The organism is Synechococcus sp. LA31 (assembly GCF_018502385.1).
Classification (GTDB): Bacteria; Cyanobacteriota; Cyanobacteriia; order PCC-6307; family Cyanobiaceae; genus Vulcanococcus.
Genome location: NZ_CP075523.1, coordinates 1871529 through 1888448, shown reverse-complemented (window position 1 = coordinate 1888448; position 16920 = coordinate 1871529). Strand labels below are relative to the sequence as shown.

The following is a 16920-nucleotide window of genomic DNA, read 5'->3' as shown; positions in this document are numbered from 1 at the left end:
CACAGCCCGTCATGGCTCAACGCACCCGCCTGGGAGATCTGCTTCGCCCCCTCAACTCGGAGTACGGCAAGGTTGTTCCCGGCTGGGGAACCACTCCGGTGATGGGCGTGTTCATGGCCCTGTTTCTTGTCTTCCTGCTGGTGATCCTGCAGCTGTACAACAAGTCGCTGCTGCTCGACGGCATCACGGTTAATTGGAACGGCGCAGGCTGATTCGATGAATGTGTTCGGAGTCGGACTGCCTGAGCTGGCGGTAATCGCCGCCATCGGATTGCTGGTCTTCGGCCCGAAGCGTTTGCCCGAGCTCGGTAAAACCCTTGGGAAAACTCTCAAGGGTTTTCAGAGCGCTTCAAAGGAGTTCGAGCAGGAATTCCGAAAAGCTGTGGATACGGTGGAAGCTGAGGTGAGTGCTTCCAGCACCTTGCCCTCCGCCGAGCCTTCCCAGGCGAAGAGTGTGGAGTCGGCGGTGGATCATCCGGCAGACGCCTGATCGCAGGCTCCGTGATCGACCCGATTGCTTCCCATGGCTGCTGATCAAGGCCTTGCTCCCTTGCAGTTGCTTGTGGGGCTCGGTAATCCCGGCGAGAAGTACGCCGACACACGCCATAACGTTGGCTTCATGGCCCTCGAACGCCTGGCTGCTCAGGCTGGCACCGGCTTCAAGCAGCAGAGCAAGCTGCATGGTCTGCTGGCTGAGGTTGGCGTTGGGACACGGCGGCTGCGTTTGCTGATGCCGCAGACCTACATGAACGACAGCGGCCGCTCAATCCGTGCCGCCCTCGACTGGTTTGGCCTTGAGCCTGAGCGGATGCTCGTGCTCGTTGACGACATGGACTTGCCGCTGGGCCGGCTGAGGCTCCGCTGCTCCGGCGGGGCGGGAGGCCACAACGGGCTGCGCAGCACGATCTCCCATCTAGGCGGTCAAGAGTTTCCGCGGCTGCGCATCGGCATCGGTGCTCCGGCCCTGAATCCGGTGGAGCGGAAGCAACGCACGGTGGGCCATGTGCTCGGCCGCTTTGCCCCGGCTGAACAGCCGGTGCTGGATCAGGTGCTCGAGGAGGTGCTGGCCGGCATTGATCTGATTCAGCGGCTCGGTTTTGAGCGCGCTGGTAACCGATTGAACGGGTTTGTGGCGCCTGCGGCAGCCAAGCTGGCAGAGCCCTCTAGCTGCTGAGGAGCTCTGCCTTGAGTCGCCTACCCGCCACGACTGCTCAGCTGCGGGTGCTGCAGCAGAGCTTCAGCCAGCGGCGTCTGGAGGGCGAGGTCAGTGCCGGTGGCTTTCAGTGGACCTTCAGCTGGTTTTTTGATCGCGGGGAGCTCCAGGTGGAACCGTCGCTCGGTCGTGCCTTGATCCACGACGCGCTGCTGCGGTTTTTGCTCAAGGCCGACTATCAACTGGAGCCTGGCGGCGATTACGTCTTTACCGTGCGAGCCAAGTTCTGAAAGTTCCTGCTTCAGCGCACCAGCAGTTTCAGATCGCTTGTCCGCGTCAGCAGCCTGTCCAAGTGGCGCTCCAACAGGATCTGGGCCACCACGTCGTCCACATCGCGGGGAGGTAGGCGCAGGCCTCGGGGTAGCAGGCACCGCCAGCCGCGTGGGCGCTCCAACTGCCAATAGCGCTCCCGTGCCGCCAGTGTGGTGCCGGCTTCCGGCACGAGCAGCGTTGAGAGCTGCTGCTCAGCCAGCCATGGCAACCAGGGCTGGCTGCCGGTGCCATCGCCGAGCAGCACCTTGGCGAAGGGGTGCTGGTTGCACCACTGCAGCAGTAGCTCGCGGCAGCGCAACGGAGGAAGAACGCCGGCAGCGAGCACCCGCGATGCCTCCGGATCCGCGAGCACCAGGCCGCATTTGCTGCGGCCCGGGTCGATGGCGGCTAGGCGACTCAACGATTCACTGCTCGAATCTCCACAGCCACCGGGTCCACCAGATCGCTGTTGCGGCGCGAGATCGCCTGCAGTTGCACCACCTGGCCGGAGGGACGATTGGTCAGCTCTGCGGTGAGTTGACTCACGCTGGCGGCATCGAATTGCAGCCCGCTGGCCAGGCTGCCGTTGCGCTTCACCGTGTTGTAAGCAGCGGCGAGCAGCAGATTGAGCAGGCTGCGCACCTGTTCGGGGCTGCGCTCATCGCCTTCGAGCACGGTGCTGGCCAGTTGCTCGCCCGCCTGCACCACCCGCTTATTGCGTCGCACGTCGGGGAAGGCCACCACCTGTCGTTCACCCTTGAGCACGTTGGCGGCAGAGATCACGCTCACCACCCAGTCACCCGGCTTGCTGAGGATGCCTTCGAGCTTGGTGATGTCACTGCGGGGCACCAGCAGGATCTGGCGGTTGGGAACTTGGCCCGGCAGCACCCGCTGATACACGTTGATGTTGGTTTGGCGCAGCAGCGCTTCGATCACCGGTTTGGCTTGCGAGGGCTGCTCGATCCGCACCTTGGCGATCTCTAATGGCTGCCCGCTGCTGATCACCACATCGCCACGGCGCAGGGCGATCAAATTGGTTTCCAGCTGCTGCAGTTCCCTGGCGCCGGCGTTGATGCGGCTGTTGAGCCGCGCCAGCTCATCGCGGTTGCGGCGGATGTCGGCATCCTTGGTGCCGATCTCCTGGGTCAGCCGATCGCGTTCCAGCTCCAGTTGGCGGCGTTGCGCCTGCAGTGGGGCGAGCTCCTTGCGCAGCGCCTGGGCCTGGTCTTCAACCATGGCCAACTGTGTGCGGGCCAGTGCTCGGTCCTGTTCGGCTGCGCTGAGTTCCCGCTGGCTGCGTTCGAGGTCTTCGCGTCCATCACGCAAGCGCCTCTCCAACTGATCGAGCTCGAACAAACCGGTGCGCAGCCTGTCGCTCACTAGCAGCATCAGTCCGAGGGAGATGGCACTGATCAGGCTGCCGGTAAGCACCGTGATCACCACAGCGGTGCGGCGGGGTCGCATACCCAGCAGGCTCAGGCGAGCTTTGCCCACCTTCGAGCCAAGCCGATCGCCGAGGGTGGAGAGCACCCCACCCAGCAGCAGCAACGCCAGGATCAGCAGCCAGCCCGACACACGCTTTCGCGACGACGATTCAGTATCGGCTGGAAGCGTTCAGCTGAACCGCTTAGCCAACGCCAGCGGATCAAACACGGTGATCTTCTTGCGGTCGATCTGCACCAGCCCGGCATTGCGTAGATCGCCGAGCAGGCGCGTGATGGTCACGCGGGTGGAGCCGATCGCTTCGGCAATGGCCTGGTGGGAGAGGCGCAGATCGATGGTGATCCCCTCGCTGGTGGGCACGCCAAAATCACGGCAGAGCACCAGCAGGAAGCTCACCAGCCGCGACGACATATCGCGGTGGGTGAGGGTTTCGATCATGGTTTCGGTCTGCAAGATGCGCGAGGAGAGGCCCTGCAGCATCAGCAGCCCCACGCTGGCGTCGATTTCGATGGCTTTGCGCACTGAGGTGGCGGGAGCGGTGACCATCTCCACCCGCGTGAAAGCAACCGCGTGATAGAAGCGGTCGGAGCGTTGGCCGGTGAGCAGCGAGAGCACGCCGAACAGGCTGTTTTCACGCAGCAGGGCCACGGTGATCTCTTCACCGGATTCGTACACCCGCGACAGGCGCACAGCACCGCGACGCAGCAGGTAGACCTTCTCGGCTGGATCGCCCGGGAAGAAAATCGTTTTGCCGCGCTCCACCGTTTCCGTGGTGCTGCCGTTGAGACCGCGGATCACATCCAGCAGCGTTGTATTGGCGGCCGGGGTGGCGCCAGTCGTGGGGCTGGGGGAGTAGCGGCTGAAGCCTGGTTGGGCGCCGACCATAACGGCGGGGCAATGTGTGCCGGACCCTACGGATCACCCTGACGGGCTCTTGTAGTGGTTGACACTAATTCGGTGCTTGCTCGAGCGCCTGCTGCTGGCTGTGCCGAAGTTGCAGCAGTCCGCTTTCGGCGAGATCCAGCAACCCGTTGAGCTGTTGGCGTGAAAACGGTGCGCCTTCAGCGGTGCCCTGCACTTCCAGCAGCTGGCCCTGGCTGTTCATCACGACGTTGAGATCCACGGCGGCGCGGCTGTCTTCGCTGTAGTCGAGATCGAGCAGACCGCTCCCATCCACCAGCCCCACCGACACAGCCGCCACTTGCTCCAGGAGTGGGGATCGCTCCAGTACGCCTCTGGCCTCTAGGCGCCGCAGGCCCAAGGCCAGGGCGGCCCAGGCGCCGGTAATCGAAGCGGTGCGGGTGCCGGCATCGGCCTGCAGCACGTCGCAGTCGATGTGGAGGCTGCGCTCCCCCAGGGCCTCAAGGTCCAAGCAGGCTCTGAGGCTTCGGGCGATCAGCCGCTGGATCTCTTGGGTGCGGCCGGAGAGTTTCATCAGCTCTCGGGGCTGGCGGCTGGGGGTGCTGGCGGGCAATAGGCGGTAGTCGGCGCTGAGCCAGCCCTTGCCCGAGCCCTGCCGCCATTTGGGCACGCTCTCCTCGAGGCACACGCTGCAGATCACGGCGGTGCGGCCGGTGTGCACGGTCACCGAGCTCAGGGCAAATCCCATCGGGTCCCAACTGAAACGGGTGGGCCTCAGTTCGCTAGGGCTGCGGCCATCGCTGCGGGAGGGGGCGGCGGACATGAACGGCAGCAAGGTGAGCGGCGCTCCGATGGTACGGGTGTTTGCACTACAGGTAGTGGTGAATGCTTGCCCTGTGGTCTGACGCCGCTACATTCAGGTTTCAGCGCGGCGGCCAGCGGAGATGACGGCGAGCATTGCAGCTCTTCCCAGCGGTGGCTCCGGAGGCCCATCCCGCCCCGGCCACCGCGGGGGTGCGGCGCGCGCCTTCAGCGCGGCGCCGCCGGCGGCTGGGCGCAGCCTGCGCCTCGTGGCCCAGCAGGAGGGGCTGCTGCAGGTTCACACCGCTCCCTTCCGCGGCAGCTTCAGTGGGGTGTTCAGCCAGGCTCTTCGCAGTGCTGGCTTGGGCAGCCGCGTGCTGATCAGCCAGTTTCTGAAAGGTGGGGTGGAGCAAGGGCTGGAGCGCAGTGTGTGGTTGTGCGGCCGGCTGCAGTGGCTGCGCCCTGCGGTGGCGAGTTGCCTAGCGCAGCCTGCGGCGATGGATGAGGTGGGTCGCGCTGAACGCGAGGCAGTGCTGGAGGTGTGGAGCTTCACCCGTGAGCAGATGCTGGCCGGGCAGCTTGATCAGCTGGTGCTCGATGAGCTCGGGTTGGCGGTTGAGCTGGGTTTCCTTGAGGAAGCTGAAGTAGTGGCCGCGTTGGAGCAGCGACCCTCCCACCTGGATGTGATCCTGACGGGGCCGTCCATACCGAGCGCCCTGCTGGCGATGGCGGATCAGGTCACCCAGCTGCGCCGAGGTTTCTGATGCTCAAGAACGACCGCTGGATCAATGAGCAGGCTGCCGCTGGCATGCTCGCGCCCTTCCAGCCCAAGCTGGTGCGCCACCTCGATCCCGATAACGGGGCCCAGCCGGTGCTCAGCTTCGGTTGCTCGTCGTATGGCTATGACCTGCGCCTGTCGCCCCAGGAATTCCTGATCTTCAAGCATGTGCCGGGCACGGTGATGAACCCCAAGCGGTTCAACCCTGCCAACTTGGAGCCCGCTCCCTTGCGCCGTGACGACGACGGCGACTACTTCATCTTGCCTGCGCATTCCTATGGCCTTGGTGTGGCCCTAGAGAAGATGAAGGTGCCGCCCAATATCACCGTGATTTGCCTGGGCAAGAGCACCTACGCCCGCCTAGGCATCATCGTGAATACCACCCCCGCTGAGGCTAGTTGGGAAGGGCATCTCACTTTGGAGTTCAGCAACTCCTCGGGAGCAGATTGTCGTATCTATGCCAATGAGGGCATTTGCCAGTTGTTGTTCTTTGAAGGTGATCCCTGTGAAACCACCTATCAAGATCGCGCTGGGAAATACCAGCACCAACCTGAGCGGGTCACGCTCGCGAAGGTCTAAGCGTTAAGGGGCCAGGCGCGCTTTGTGCAGCCGGCTCTTCTCGTACCAGCCGGCGATTTCTGGAGCCCATGCCTGCATGTGGGGCCACATCAGGTCGCACAGCACCCGGATTTCCTCCTGGGCATCGAGTTTGGCTCTCAGGTCCATGAAGTGCAGGAAGGCCCGTAGCGAGAAGCTCACCACGAAGTGCTGGCGGTAGTCGAAGGGGAGGATGCCGCGGGCGTGCTCCTCGGCGAAGCCGGCAGCGAGCATGTCGCGGTAGCGCTCGGCAGCGAGCTTGCAGAGCTCAAGATCCTTGCTGCGCTCTTCGGCGGTGTAGGCGTATTTCTTGCCTTGGCGATCGCTGTAGTGACCTTCGGGACGCAGATAGAACACCTCTTCGAGGTCGAGTTCGCCATTGGCGGCCCGGCAAATGCGATCGCCCGTGTAGCGCATCGATTGCACATCAAAGCTCACCCCCACCCGGTGGGTGCGGGCCTGCTGCATCACCGAATGGGGAAACCAGCCCACGTTGAGCACAATCTGGGCGTGTTCCAAGGGGCCGTAATGGCCTCGCTCGCCGGATAGCAGGCGCTTCACGCAGATTTCACCGGCCTTTGTTTCCTCGGGCCACTCAGCGCGATCGGCGGCGACGAACCCCTCGCTGTAGTCCTGGTGCATCGCGGCGTAGATGCACTGCTGGGGGTTGGGGGTGGCGGCGATCAGCTCAACCCGGAAGCGGTTCATGGGGTAAGGCGCCGGATGGCTGAAGGGTAGATGCGGATTTAGCTGTGGCTGCGCGGGCCGGCCACCGGCGTGGCGGCCAGGGTGGGTTGCAGGCTGCTCTGGTTGGCGAGGCCCGCCAGTTGCGGCAGGGGCGCGTTGGCGATCAACGCGGTGGTGAGGGCTTCGAGCTCCGGTTTGTTGCGGGCGCCAAGGGCCCGACCGATGGCATCACCGGAGGCGTTGAACAGCTCCAGCTGCGGGATACCGTTCACGTCGTAGCGATCGATTTCGGGTTGCCAGCGCGGGTTGTCCACGTTGAGCAACACCACGTCGATCTCGCCATGGTGTTGCTGCTCGATCGTCTCCATCGCTGGAGCCATGGCCTGACAGGCCTCGCACCAATCGGCATAAAACTCCACCAAGGTGGGTCGCCCATCGCCAAGGGCCACCGAGAGATCCAGCGATTGGCGCGCCAGTTTCTCCAGTGGTGCGGCGGGCTGAAGACCGCCGCGCAGGGCAAACAGGGCCAAGGCCAGCACGGCGCCAAGAGCCGCCAGCAGCATGCGGCCGCGGCGGCCAAGCAACGGCTGGCCTGTGGAGTTGGTGCTGGGTGCGCTCACGCCGAAACCAGGATCGCGGAGCCCTCAATCTGCCAGTTTTTCGAGGCTGGTTAGCCTGTAACCCTGGTGGGCTAGCCAGCGTGAAGCGCCGCATCACCCTCCACTTCCCCCGCGAAGCGGTGCATCAGCCGATCGCCTACCGGCTGGCCGTGGAGTTCGATATCGCTGCCAAGATCCTGCGCGCCCAGATCGCTCCCAACCAGAGCGGCACCATGGTGGTGGAGCTCTCTGGCGATATCGACGATCTCGTCGCTGCTGAGCAGTGGCTTGAAGCCCAAGGCCTCGGTCTCAACCGCGCCTCTGGCCAGATCCGGGTGGATCGTGATCGGTGCGTGGATTGCGGCATCTGCACCAGCGTGTGCCCCAGCGGGGCTCTGAGTTCCGCCGCACCCTCTTGGCAGCTGCAGTTCGACGCGCAACGCTGCCTGGTGTGTGAACAATGCATTCCCACCTGTCCGTTCGAGGCCATCGCCCTGGTGCTGGAGCCATCCCCGTGAAAGCTGTGTTTGGTCTGCTGTTCCTGCCTGTGCGGGCACCGATGCTGCTGGTGCTGCTGCTGGTGAGTGGCTACATGGGGCTGCATTGGGCGGAGGTGGCCCCTCTGCTGCTCAGTCGCGCCGAAACGCCCTTACAGCTGGAGCTGGCCGGCCCCCTGTTCTGGCCTCTGCAGTGTCTGCAAGCCCTTGTGGTGGTGGTGGTGTGTGCGATGCCCGATCTGTTGCTACGCGAGCTCTCGCAGTTGATGGCTGCGAGCAAGGCCCTCACCCTGGTGGTGACCCTGCTGATCGTGATCACCGGTGGTCTGTATTTGTTGCACCTGGCGGTGCTGGCGGAGGTCTTGGTGCTGGCTTCAGCCGTGCTGTTGGCCCGCCTTGATCTCAGCCGCCTGCGCATCGCTCCTGCGCCGCTTGTGGGGGCCGCTGGGCTGAGCAGCTGGGTGCTCTTGGGCATTGGCCTTGGCTACCTGCTGCATGAGCGCGTCGTAGCGGTGGCGGCCTAACGGCCGCAGATCAGAGCCGGATCGTGCTGCAGCAGCTGATAACTCCAGCGGTTGCCGAGCACCTTTTTCACGTAGAGGCGTGTTTCCGGGTAAGGGATGGCTTCGGTCCACAGTTCCGGCTCCCGCTGCGGGTCTGGTAAGGCTGAATTCAACCAGCTGGCCACGGCGCCTGGCCCAGCGTTGTAGCTGGCCGCACTCAGAAAGGGTTGGCTCTGCCAGCGCTCCAGCAGTTGGCGCAGATAGCGCGCGCCCAGCTGAGCATTCAGCGCAGGGTTTTGCAGCTCCTGGGTGCTGAGCTCGCGCCTGGCCAGTTCGGCGGCGGTGTCGGGCATCAGCTGCAGCAGGCCGATGGCGCCCACCGGGGAGGCCACCCCTGGGCTGAAGCGCGATTCCTGCCGTGCTACACCCCAGAGCAGCTCGAGATCCACCCCTTCGTGCTGGGCTGCTTCCCCCAGCTCGCTTTGGAAGCGGCGCGGGTGCTGATCGGTCTCCCGCAGCCACTGCTGCCGGCAGCCAGGCTGTGGCAGGCGCAGATTGGCGAACTCCAGCTGGCCCAGCCCTGTCCAGTCATCACCGATGCCGGTCCGCAGGCGACCTTCGAGCAGCCGTTGCTGCGCGTCTTTTGGCGCTGCACCCCCCCGCAGGTTGCGCCAGCTTTCCCAGGCCTCAAGCGCCTGGCCCGTGCGCCAGAGGTCGTCGAGGCGTTGGTTGCCGCTGGCCAAGGGGCGCCAGAGCAACTCCTTCCCTCCTGTTGGTTGGCTGGCGTTGGTGGGCGGCAGCACCCGGCCCAGCCGCACCATCGCCCGCCAGCTGTAGTACCCCATCGGCTGGGCCTGCAGCACGGCTTGCCACAGGCGTTCGGCCTGCTGGCGCTGGCCCTGCTGCTGGGCGCTGTAGCCCTGCCAGAACAACTGCCGCGCAGCCAGGGGCGCCGGCAGCTCCTGGCTGTTGATGGCCGTGAGGATCGTGCTGGCCTGCACCCAGCGCCGCTGCAGCAGTGCTTGGCGGGCCAGCTCCCATTGCAGCTCCCAGCTGGAGGGCTCCTTAGGCCAGCGCTGCAGCACCGGTTGCCAGGGGATGAGCCCCTCCAGCGCCAACCGCGCCTGCACCGCTGCGCTGCTGTTGAGGTTCTCGGGCAATTGATCCAGCAGGGTGAGCGCTACCTCGCCTGGGTCTTCAGCCAGCAGAGCTGCGGCCTCCTGGCTAAACGTGTTGTTGGGCTGTCGCTGGGCCATCCGCAGGAGCAACAGCTGGCCTTCGGCCCGCTCGGCAGCATCCCCGCGCAGCAGGCTTCGGCTCAGGTTCAGGGTGAGCTCCGGCGGCCACGGCGGCTCTCCAAGGCAGCGGCGCGCCGCCTCCAGCTGGCCCAGCTGCAGCAAGCCAGCGGCCAGCCAGTGGCGTTCGTGCGGCTTGACCGTGGTTTGCGCTGCTTCGCAGGCCTGGAGCAGCAGCGGTTCTGCCCCAGGCCAGCGGGCCCCCCAGCGGGCCAGGTGCAGGCCGTCGCCAGCTTCCAGCGCCGCTGCTAGCGCGGCTGGGTGGGCCGGGAAGCGCTGCAGCAGCTCGTTGCGGCGGCCCAGGGCGTAGAGGGCATCAGCGCTGGCGGGCTCCTGCGGGAAGCGGCGCAGCAGCGCCTGCCACCGGCCCGATTGCTTGAGCACCACGGCAGCCAGGGGGGAGTGACCCCAGCCCTGGCCCAGCAGCAGGCGCTTGCGTTCCTGCTCGCTGCGTTGGGGTTGGGCGCTGAGCAGCAAAGCGGCCTCGCGGCGCCGTTGCGGATTGATGCCGCGGAAGCGGGCTGCCTCCAGCTGGGCGGTGGTGCTGTTGGGAGTGAGCGGTGGAGCCAGCTGCACCAAGGCCTGGCGGGCAGCGGCCAAGGCGATGCCGCTGCCCAGGCAGGTGGCGCCGATCAGCAGGGTGGCGGCGGGGCGCAGCTGGGGCAACGGGGTGAAACGAGTGTTGGCATTCTTGAGGAGATCTCAACCTCGAGCCATGGGCCGGCTGCGTTTGCCATCGCTTCCGCCGAGCCTCACGTTGCTGCCGGGGTGGCGTCAGCGGCGCCGGCTGCTGCAGGTGTGGGCTTTGGCGGGCCTGTTGATGCTGTTTCGGGCGTTCTGGCCGCTGCGATTGCTGCCGGGTTGGGTGATGGGTGCTGTGTTGCTCTGGGCGGTGATCGAGCTGCTGGTTTGGGCCTGGTGGCCGCGGCGCTGGCGCTGAGCGGGCTTGAGGCCGCGGCCTACCCTGCAGGCCGCCATAGGTGCATTGTTGTAATGGCCGAGCCGGCTGCGTTCTCCTTGGCTGCCTCTCCATTGGGTGCGCCGTTGCCCCAGGGCACTGCAGCCTTCGGCACCGATGGCATCCGCGGCCGGGTGGGCAGCCAGATCACGCCTGCTCTGGCCCTGCAATTGGGCTACTGGTGTGGGCAGGTGCTGCCACAGGGTGGCCCGATTTTGCTCGGGAGTGATTCCCGCAGCAGCGGGCCGATGTTGGTGGCGGCCCTGGCGGCCGGGCTCACGGCGGCGGGGCGCGAGGTGCTGGATCTCGGCTTGTGCCCCACGCCCGCTGTGCCCGGGGCGATCCGCCAGCTCGGTGGCAGCGGCGGCCTGATGGTGAGCGCCAGCCACAACCCCCCACACGACAACGGCATCAAGGTGTTTGGCGCCTGCGGCGCCAAACTCGGCAAGCAGCAACAGGCTGCGATTGAGGCCGGTTTGCATGGAGTCGGCCAGGATCACAAGGGGTTTTGCGGAAGCGGCCGCTTGCAGCAGCGCCCCGACCTGATGCAGGACTACCAGCAGCGTTTGTTGGAGAGCGTGGGCGCTGCGCGTCTGGATGGTTGCCGGATTGTGCTGGATCTCTGCTGGGGGTCTGCCAGCAGCTGCGGGGAGGCGCTGTTCAGGGCGTTGGGGGCTGACCTCACCGTGTTGCACGGCGCTCCCGATGGCAACCGCATCAATCAGGGCTGCGGCAGTACCCACTTGGAGCCGCTGCAGCAGGCCGTGATCGCGCAGGGAGCGGCGATGGGCTTTGCCTTTGATGGCGATGCCGACCGGATGCTGGCGGTGGATGGCCGCGGCCGGATCGTGGATGGCGATCAGATCTTGTATCTCTGGGGCCAGGCGCTGATGGCCGAGAGCGCCTTACCGGGCAATCGCATCGTGGCCACGGTGATGAGCAACCTGGGTTTCGAGCGCGCTTGGCAGGCCTCTGGTGGCGTGCTGGAGCGCACCGCGGTGGGCGATCAATATGTCTATGCCGCTATGGAGGAGCTGGGGGCGGCCCTCGGGGGCGAGCAATCCGGCCATATCCTTTCGGCCCGGCATGGCATGAGCGGCGACGGCCTGCTCACCGCCCTGCAGGTGGCCACGTTGATCGAGGCCCAGGGTGGATCCCTGACCGATTGGATGGACGGCAGCTTCCAGCCCTATCCGCAAAAATTGGTGAATGTAACCGTGCCCGATCAGGGGCGCCGCACGGGCTGGCAGAGCTGTGAGCCCCTGCAAGAGGCTGTGCACCAGGCGGAAACGGCGATGCAGGGCTGCGGCCGGGTGCTGGTGCGGGCCAGCGGCACCGAACCGCTGCTGCGGGTGATGGTGGAGGCGGCTGAGCAGAGCGACGTGGATCACTGGAGCCAGCAGCTAGCCGCGCTGGCTGACCGCTACCTCAACGCTGCCTGAGCGGCTAAGCGGAGAGCGCCGCTGCAGGCATCGCCCCCTGGTGGTTGCAGCTCGGCCTGCGGCAGCCGCCGCTTCAGCTCTCTGCTGAATCCCTGCCGCAGGACGCTGAGGTGATGCAGGGCTCCCCCCACTCCGCACACGGCAGGCTCAGGCAGCTTCAAGCGCTCGGCAATGGTGTGCACCATCGCTGCCAGTGCCTCCGCCGAGCGTTGGATCACCGCTTGGGCGTGGGGGTCGCCGCCGAGGGCTAGTTGATGCATCACAGGGGCCAGTCGGGCGAACCCTGCCGCAGCGAAGTGTGGGGCCACCACGGCGGCTTTCACCGCCTGGGCGCTGCTAGCCCCCAGGGCCTGCCAGAGCTCTTGGCGCAGGGCCGTTTCCGGCAGGCGCCCATCGGCCATCTGCACGCTCAGGGCCAGGCCATCGCGGCCAATGTCCATGGCGGATCCAGCCCCATCCAAGAGCCAGCCCCACCCGCCGCAGCGGTGGCTGTGCCCCTGGCCATCACTGCCGAGGGCGATGCAGCCGGTGCCACTGATCACCAAGATCCCCGCGCCGCCGTTGAACGCTCCCGCAAGTGCGGTGCACTCATCCCCCACCACCACCACTCGCTGCTGAGCCAGACCTAGACACGCCGAAGCCAGGTGGGTGCCTTGCTCCTGCACGGTGCTGCCCGATTCGATGCCGCTGGCCCCGATGCCGGTGGCGTAAAGGGTGGCGTTGGCCGGTAGACCTGCTGCATCCAGCGCCCACCTGAGGCTGCTGCCCAGTGCAGCTTCAAAACGTGGGGCTCCACCCTCGGCCGCGAGGTGTGAGACGCCCGTGCCCTGGCCTTCACTGAGCACTTGCCAGGAGCCATCGGGTTGCAGCGTGGCTAGCCGGCAGGTGGTGTGGGTTTGGCCAGCATCGAAACCGGCGATCAGCCGGTGCTCCGTGTCAGGCATCGCTGCTGGTCTGTGCGCTGCGGCTCACGCTCAAGGTGGCCAGGCAAAACCAGCCGGTGAGCTGCACCTCAGGCCGGAAGAAAATCGTGTCGGTTACGCCCTGAACGCACAACCCGGCGATGGCGGCCAGTGCGGCAATGGCGGGTAACGCCCAGGCTGATTCCCCCTTCAACTGGGCCCAGCCTGCCCGGATGCAGGCCGCTAGCAGGCCCAGCCCGGCCAGCAGATTGGGAATGCCCCCTTCCACCAGTAGCTCCAGCGGCACCGAGTAAGCGCTGAGGGCATTGAACTTGGGCTGCTGAAACAGCGGATAAATCAGGTTGAAGGCGGTGTTGCCGGGGCCGATCCCCAGCCAGGGCCTGGCCTGGATCATGTCGATCGCCGCCAGCCACACATTGATGCGGAAGTTGTTGGAGCTGTCCTGGCGGCCGGCCAGCAGGCTCATCACACGGATGCGCAGTGGTTCGATTTGGGTCACGGCGACTACCAGTACGGCCACGGCGGCGCTGACCAGCAGCAGGGGAAAGAGCCGTCGCCAAAGCGTTGGCCAGTGGCGGGTCTGCCGCAGCACCAGCATCAGAGCGACCGCTCCCAGGGCGGCCAGCATGCCTAGCCAGCCACCGCGGCTGTAGCTGAAAAAGAGGGCTGCGCTGCCGCTCAGCAGCGCTGTTGCAGCGAAAAGGCGCTGGGGCCAGCTGCGCCAACGGAGCAATGCCACCAGAGCGATGGGCAGGATCGGAATGAGATAACCCGCCAGCAGGTTGGGGTTCTCCAGGGGGCCGTAGACACGGATCGTGCCATCCGCCACGGAGTTGGGATCGGCCCAGCGGGCTAGCTCAGTGGTATCCCCATAAAGCTGACGGATCGCCAGCACCGCACTCACCAGCTCTCCAGCGAGCAGCGCTGCCACGATCCGATCCCACCAAGGAGGTGCTGCAGCCAGCAGCTGGCGCATCAGGGCGTACACGCTCAGATAGCTGAGCAGCTTCAGCAGCCCCTTGAAGGCCGCCATCGGCACCGGCGAAAAGCCCGTGGCCAGCACTGCGATGCCAAGCATCAGCAGCAGCCAGCCACTGATCGTGCCAATGCGCCCAGCCGGGGTGCATAGAGCCCACAGCAGCCAGAGCAGTCCGGCGGCCAGGATCAACAAGCTCAATCCCCCCCGCGTTACCAGCGGCAGGCCGGCCATCAGGGCACAGAGCACAATCCCGGCGATCAGGCTCAGGCGCGAGCTGATGGGTCCGTTGGCGGCTCTGGTCAGCAGCCCTTGCCAGCGCAGCAGCCAGGGAGTGGTGGACGGCACCGGGGCCAGGCTCATGCCATGGGGGCTTCAGGGTCGAGCGGATTATCGGTCTGTTTGTCGGCGGCTTCCATCCATTGCTCCAGCAGCTGCAGCTCCGGACGCGGCTCTTCGTTGCGCTCGTAGAGCACCCGATACACCGGCAGCCCCTGGCTGATCACATAGGTTTCCCGTTCGGTGGGTACCGGTAGGGGATTGTCGGCCCGCCAGGGGCGTGGATCAGCGGAGGGCCGGGTGAAACAGCCGCTCGCTTCGGTGAGAGCCACCATCGGTTCGATCACGGCTGGCACATCGCTTTGCAAGAACAGCCGCTTGCCGGGTTTCAGGGCGGTGGCAATGGCCAGCAGCAGCGCCGGCTGAAGCACGCGTCGCTTGTGGTGTTTCTTTTTGAACCAGGGATCGGGAAACTGGATCGAGACCAGCTCCAGCTGCTCCTTCGTCAGTGCCTCCAGCCAGGCCTCAAGGCTCACATTGGCGTTGCAAAACAGGTAATGGAGGTTGCTCAGGCCCAGAGCTTGCCGGTCGGCCTCTGCGGCACTCACCAGCGGCCGCCGGATCTCTACGCCCAGATGGTTGACCCCCGGTTGCTGCTGGGCCAGGGCCAGCAGGAAGCGCCCGCGGGCGCAGCCGATGTCGAGGTGCAGCGGTAGCGCCGGCGTGCTGAACAGTTCAGCCGGTGGCGGCAGCTCCAGGGGCAGCTGGAAGAAGCGGCTGAGGGGATTGACGTGCTGACGCACCATGCGGCTCAGGAGGCTGTGGCACCCGACGGCATGTCGCTGACGGCCGGGGGCGTGTTGGGAACAAGGAAGCCCCAGCTGGCGGTGTAGCCATGCAGGTGGGTTGCACCAGCCACCGGGCCGATCTCGCCATTGCAGAAGGCACCGGCTACAGGCACCTGTGCGAAGAGTTCGCGGCAGGCGTTCACATCGCCATCGGGTTGGCCGTAGAGCCCTTCGCCCCGCCCCAGGCAAGCAAACAGCAGGGCGGCCAAGGGTTCGGGCTGGCGCCGGCGCTGCAGGCTGAGCAGTTGGCGTTGCTCCTGGCGTGAGGCGTTGGCATCGCGCAGCTGGAATTGCACACGCTGGCCTACCCGCAGCCGTTCGCCCACGGCGACCGAACCGGTGCGGGGATCCACGCCGATCAGGTTGCGGACCAGAAAGGCGGAATCATCGGGGGTGTCGCTGCTGCTGAGCTGAAAGCTGCTCTTGGCCACCCCCAGAAATAGCGAGTGGCGCACTAGCTCGCGCTCTTGGGGATTGAGGCCTTCGAGAATCGCTTGCAGGCAGGCCACAGGGGTGCCTTGGTTGTGCCCATCGCTGAGGCGCTGCACCACGTTGCGCTCGGCTTTCTCCACCTCGAACACCGGGCCAATGGGTCGGCAGCCTTGTGCCACCACAGGCTCGATGCGCCAGGCGCCGCTGATCAGGCAGCCCACTGCTCCCTCCACAACGCGGTCGTTGAGTAGCAGGGATCCGTGACTGGCGTTGTGTTGGCCAGCGATGCCGCCCACCTTGGCCGCCTGCGGGTAGGCGTAATCGAGGCCACTGATCAGGTCGTTGATGGCTGGACAACCCGGGTCGATGAACAGCAGCATCGAGTGCGCGTCTTCCGGTTGAGCGCCCACCCAATCCACCCACTGCTGGCTGGGGCCATCGAGATCGGGCAGGCCTCCAGCCTCGAGATGGAATAACTGCAGTTCGCTGCCCGGCAGTTCAAACAGGCTGACGCTGATCCCCGGCTGATGTTCCAGTTCATGCGGTTGCCCGCCTGAATCGGTGCCCACGACGCCGCCACCGGCGCAGCCGATCCAGTTGTGGCTGGGGATGGCGTCGCGCAACAGCGGCAGCAGACGCTGCAGGTCGGTCGCGTAGGCGGTGGAGCAGAACACCAGCGCCAGATCAGCCGGTCCGCGTTGGCCTGCTGCGCGCAGTTGCTGCTTGAGGTCAGCCACAGCGGCCTCCAGGGCCGGTTGGTTGCTCAAGGCTGTGAAGCAGTGGGCCTGTTGCCCTGGCCAACGCCGCAGCAGCGAGTGGGGGAGGGGGAACATCCGAGCCATGGCTGGACCCTACTGCTGCTGGTTGCAGCGTCAGGCTCGGGATAATGACGGCTTGCCGCCCCCCTCTGCGTGCCAGACCTGCAGCTCTACCGCACTCTTGTGTGGCTGGATTACCGCTTGGCGGCGCTGTTCGCCGTGGGGCTCCCCCTGGTGCTGCTGATCTGGTCGGCCTGGAAGCAAGAGCAGGCGTTGGTGCGCCTGATGGGCATCTACTGGAAGGTGGCCAGCCTGCTGCTGATCACCGTGCTTCTGCTGACGGACAACAAACCCCTGGGCTACCTGCTGGCCTTCCTGGCTCAGTTGCTTGTGGTCGTGAGCGTGTGGTTCTGGGTGGATCTCAATGAAGAGCTTGCCGATCTGCCCCCCTGGCGGCCTCTGCCGTTTGTGGTGCGTGCCTGGCGCTGGGGGTTAAGCGTGTTTGGCGTGCTGGGGGGCTTGCTCAGTGCCCGAGCCCTCGATTGTGTGCGCGGTGGTGTCACGCGCCCCTTCTGCCGGGTTTGGCTGGAAGCTCCCGACGACCTGCACGGCGGAGCGGCCAACTTCTTTGGTTTTGTGTTTGGTGGCAGTTGGACTGGCACCATCGCTGCCTTTGCCGGCTATGTGGCACTGGTGGCCTACAGCGTGGGTGCCCTCCAATGGCTGTTGGTGCGGTTGCCCAAGCAGGGGCGGGTCGCCGGTGGTTTTTAGGGTGTTGC

General features: G+C 65.8%; 22 protein-coding genes. 11 read left to right on the top strand and 11 right to left on the bottom strand.

Annotation, left to right across the window (positions count from 1 at the left end; translation table 11 throughout):
- The first annotated feature begins 11 nt into the window (after positions 1–11).
- Genes psbH through KJJ24_RS10320 form a run of 4 tightly spaced genes read left to right on the top strand, consistent with a single transcriptional unit; the run spans position 12 to position 1442 of the window.
- The gene (gene psbH / locus KJJ24_RS10335) at positions 12–212 is read left to right on the top strand and encodes a photosystem II reaction center phosphoprotein PsbH (protein WP_094589879.1); all 201 of its coding nucleotides are present in this window, start codon (positions 12–14) and stop codon (positions 210–212) included.
- A gap of 4 nt (positions 213–216) precedes the next feature.
- Entirely contained in the window at positions 217–489 is a 273-nt protein-coding gene (locus tag KJJ24_RS10330; protein WP_214338523.1) for a TatA/E family twin arginine-targeting protein translocase, read from the top strand.
- 33 nt (positions 490–522) lie between these two features.
- Complete coding sequence (gene pth, locus KJJ24_RS10325; RefSeq protein ID WP_214338521.1) at positions 523–1173, top strand: aminoacyl-tRNA hydrolase; 651 nt, start codon at positions 523–525, stop codon at positions 1171–1173.
- Between the two features lie 11 nt (positions 1174–1184).
- Complete coding sequence (locus KJJ24_RS10320; RefSeq protein WP_214338519.1) at positions 1185–1442, top strand: DUF3146 family protein; 258 nt, start codon at positions 1185–1187, stop codon at positions 1440–1442.
- A gap of 11 nt (positions 1443–1453) precedes the next feature.
- On the opposite strand, the gene KJJ24_RS10315 is transcribed toward KJJ24_RS10320, so the two are convergent.
- The 4 genes from KJJ24_RS10315 to rph all read right to left on the bottom strand — a co-directional run bounded on the left by KJJ24_RS10315 (position 1454) and on the right by rph (position 4591).
- Positions 1454–1885, bottom strand: a complete 432-nt coding sequence (locus tag KJJ24_RS10315) for a resolvase (RefSeq protein WP_214338517.1) — start codon at positions 1883–1885, stop codon at positions 1454–1456.
- Positions 1882–3039, bottom strand: a complete 1158-nt coding sequence (locus KJJ24_RS10310) for a DUF3084 domain-containing protein (protein WP_214338515.1) — start codon at positions 3037–3039, stop codon at positions 1882–1884. The genes KJJ24_RS10315 and KJJ24_RS10310 overlap by 4 nt, the downstream gene beginning before the upstream one ends.
- Before the next feature lie 39 nt (positions 3040–3078).
- Positions 3079–3792: a global nitrogen regulator NtcA gene (ntcA, locus tag KJJ24_RS10305; RefSeq protein WP_214338513.1), complete on the bottom strand. Its 714-nt coding sequence runs from the start codon at positions 3790–3792 to the stop codon at positions 3079–3081.
- Positions 3793–3856: 64 nt separating this feature from the next.
- The gene (gene rph / locus KJJ24_RS10300; RefSeq protein WP_214338511.1) at positions 3857–4591 is read right to left on the bottom strand and encodes a ribonuclease PH; all 735 of its coding nucleotides are present in this window, start codon (positions 4589–4591) and stop codon (positions 3857–3859) included.
- A gap of 121 nt (positions 4592–4712) precedes the next feature.
- Here rph and KJJ24_RS10295 point away from each other — a divergent pair, with 121 nt between their 5' ends.
- Positions 4713–5333 (top strand): cob(I)yrinic acid a,c-diamide adenosyltransferase, encoded by a 621-nt coding sequence (locus KJJ24_RS10295; protein ID WP_214338510.1) that lies wholly within the window; start codon positions 4713–4715, stop codon positions 5331–5333.
- Positions 5333–5926 (top strand): dCTP deaminase, encoded by a 594-nt coding sequence (gene dcd, locus KJJ24_RS10290; RefSeq protein ID WP_214338508.1) that lies wholly within the window; start codon positions 5333–5335, stop codon positions 5924–5926. The genes KJJ24_RS10295 and dcd overlap by 1 nt, the downstream gene beginning before the upstream one ends.
- Positions 5927–5929: 3 nt before the next feature.
- Here the strand turns inward: dcd and thyX are convergent, their stop codons facing one another.
- The gene (gene thyX / locus KJJ24_RS10285) at positions 5930–6652 is read right to left on the bottom strand and encodes an FAD-dependent thymidylate synthase (RefSeq protein ID WP_214338506.1); all 723 of its coding nucleotides are present in this window, start codon (positions 6650–6652) and stop codon (positions 5930–5932) included.
- A 38-nt stretch (positions 6653–6690) separates the two neighbouring features.
- Positions 6691–7194 carry a thioredoxin domain-containing protein gene (locus KJJ24_RS10280; RefSeq protein ID WP_214343557.1) on the bottom strand — a complete coding sequence of 168 codons (504 nt, stop codon included), beginning with the start codon at positions 7192–7194 and terminating at the stop codon, positions 6691–6693.
- A 137-nt stretch (positions 7195–7331) separates the two neighbouring features.
- Here KJJ24_RS10280 and KJJ24_RS10275 point away from each other — a divergent pair, with 137 nt between their 5' ends.
- On the top strand, positions 7332–7748 hold the full coding sequence (locus KJJ24_RS10275; RefSeq protein ID WP_214338504.1) for an NIL domain-containing protein: 417 nt from the start codon (positions 7332–7334) through the stop codon (positions 7746–7748).
- Positions 7745–8251, top strand: a complete 507-nt coding sequence (locus tag KJJ24_RS10270; RefSeq protein WP_214338502.1) for a hypothetical protein — start codon at positions 7745–7747, stop codon at positions 8249–8251. Before KJJ24_RS10275 ends, KJJ24_RS10270 begins: the two co-directional genes overlap by 4 nt.
- Here the strand turns inward: KJJ24_RS10270 and KJJ24_RS10265 are convergent.
- Positions 8248–10191 carry a lytic transglycosylase domain-containing protein gene (locus KJJ24_RS10265; RefSeq protein WP_214338500.1) on the bottom strand — a complete coding sequence of 648 codons (1944 nt, stop codon included), beginning with the start codon at positions 10189–10191 and terminating at the stop codon, positions 8248–8250. The two genes, KJJ24_RS10270 and KJJ24_RS10265, sit on opposite strands and share 4 nt — an antisense overlap.
- Before the next feature lie 49 nt (positions 10192–10240).
- Between KJJ24_RS10265 and KJJ24_RS10260 the strand changes: the two genes are divergently transcribed.
- Entirely contained in the window at positions 10241–10465 is a 225-nt protein-coding gene (locus KJJ24_RS10260; protein ID WP_214338498.1) for a hypothetical protein, read from the top strand.
- A 53-nt stretch (positions 10466–10518) separates the two neighbouring features.
- A complete protein-coding gene (gene glmM, locus KJJ24_RS10255; RefSeq protein ID WP_214338496.1) occupies positions 10519–11925 on the top strand; it encodes a phosphoglucosamine mutase in 1407 nt (468 codons plus the stop codon).
- Here the strand turns inward: glmM and KJJ24_RS10250 are convergent.
- From KJJ24_RS10250 to KJJ24_RS10235, 4 genes are read right to left on the bottom strand one after another with little or no spacing between them, the layout of a single operon-like run.
- The gene (locus tag KJJ24_RS10250; protein ID WP_214338495.1) at positions 11907–12869 is read right to left on the bottom strand and encodes an N-acetylglucosamine kinase; all 963 of its coding nucleotides are present in this window, start codon (positions 12867–12869) and stop codon (positions 11907–11909) included. The two genes, glmM and KJJ24_RS10250, sit on opposite strands and share 19 nt — an antisense overlap.
- On the bottom strand, positions 12862–14187 hold the full coding sequence (locus tag KJJ24_RS10245; RefSeq protein WP_214338494.1) for an IctB family putative bicarbonate transporter: 1326 nt from the start codon (positions 14185–14187) through the stop codon (positions 12862–12864). Before KJJ24_RS10245 ends, KJJ24_RS10250 begins: the two co-directional genes overlap by 8 nt.
- Complete coding sequence (trmB, locus tag KJJ24_RS10240; protein ID WP_214343555.1) at positions 14184–14906, bottom strand: tRNA (guanosine(46)-N7)-methyltransferase TrmB; 723 nt, start codon at positions 14904–14906, stop codon at positions 14184–14186. The genes KJJ24_RS10245 and trmB overlap by 4 nt, the downstream gene beginning before the upstream one ends.
- 8 nt (positions 14907–14914) lie before the next feature.
- A complete protein-coding gene (locus KJJ24_RS10235) occupies positions 14915–16225 on the bottom strand; it encodes an FIST N-terminal domain-containing protein (RefSeq protein ID WP_214338493.1) in 1311 nt (436 codons plus the stop codon).
- A gap of 69 nt (positions 16226–16294) precedes the next feature.
- Between KJJ24_RS10235 and KJJ24_RS10230 the strand changes: the two genes are divergently transcribed.
- On the top strand, positions 16295–16912 hold the full coding sequence (locus KJJ24_RS10230) for a DUF3177 family protein (RefSeq protein WP_214338492.1): 618 nt from the start codon (positions 16295–16297) through the stop codon (positions 16910–16912).
- Positions 16913–16920: the final 8 nt, after the last annotated feature.

What these genes read in the sequence shown, in the direction of transcription:
- psbH (WP_094589879.1), top strand. Translation starts at nt 12, where the DNA reads ATGGCTCAACGCACCCGCCTGGGAGATCTGCTTCGCCCCCTCAACTCG.
- KJJ24_RS10330 (WP_214338523.1), top strand. Translation starts at nt 217, where the DNA reads ATGAATGTGTTCGGAGTCGGACTGCCTGAGCTGGCGGTAATCGCCGCC.
- pth (WP_214338521.1), top strand. Translation starts at nt 523, where the DNA reads ATGGCTGCTGATCAAGGCCTTGCTCCCTTGCAGTTGCTTGTGGGGCTC.
- ntcA (WP_214338513.1), bottom strand. Translation starts at nt 3,792, where the DNA reads ATGGTCGGCGCCCAACCAGGCTTCAGCCGCTACTCCCCCAGCCCCACG.
- rph (WP_214338511.1), bottom strand. Translation starts at nt 4,591, where the DNA reads ATGTCCGCCGCCCCCTCCCGCAGCGATGGCCGCAGCCCTAGCGAACTG.
- KJJ24_RS10295 (WP_214338510.1), top strand. Translation starts at nt 4,713, where the DNA reads ATGACGGCGAGCATTGCAGCTCTTCCCAGCGGTGGCTCCGGAGGCCCA.
- dcd (WP_214338508.1), top strand. Translation starts at nt 5,333, where the DNA reads ATGCTCAAGAACGACCGCTGGATCAATGAGCAGGCTGCCGCTGGCATG.
- thyX (WP_214338506.1), bottom strand. Translation starts at nt 6,652, where the DNA reads ATGAACCGCTTCCGGGTTGAGCTGATCGCCGCCACCCCCAACCCCCAG.
- KJJ24_RS10280 (WP_214343557.1), bottom strand. Translation starts at nt 7,194, where the DNA reads ATGCTGCTGGCGGCTCTTGGCGCCGTGCTGGCCTTGGCCCTGTTTGCC.
- KJJ24_RS10260 (WP_214338498.1), top strand. Translation starts at nt 10,241, where the DNA reads ATGGGCCGGCTGCGTTTGCCATCGCTTCCGCCGAGCCTCACGTTGCTG.
- glmM (WP_214338496.1), top strand. Translation starts at nt 10,519, where the DNA reads ATGGCCGAGCCGGCTGCGTTCTCCTTGGCTGCCTCTCCATTGGGTGCG.
- KJJ24_RS10250 (WP_214338495.1), bottom strand. Translation starts at nt 12,869, where the DNA reads ATGCCTGACACGGAGCACCGGCTGATCGCCGGTTTCGATGCTGGCCAA.
- KJJ24_RS10245 (WP_214338494.1), bottom strand. Translation starts at nt 14,187, where the DNA reads ATGAGCCTGGCCCCGGTGCCGTCCACCACTCCCTGGCTGCTGCGCTGG.
- KJJ24_RS10235 (WP_214338493.1), bottom strand. Translation starts at nt 16,225, where the DNA reads ATGGCTCGGATGTTCCCCCTCCCCCACTCGCTGCTGCGGCGTTGGCCA.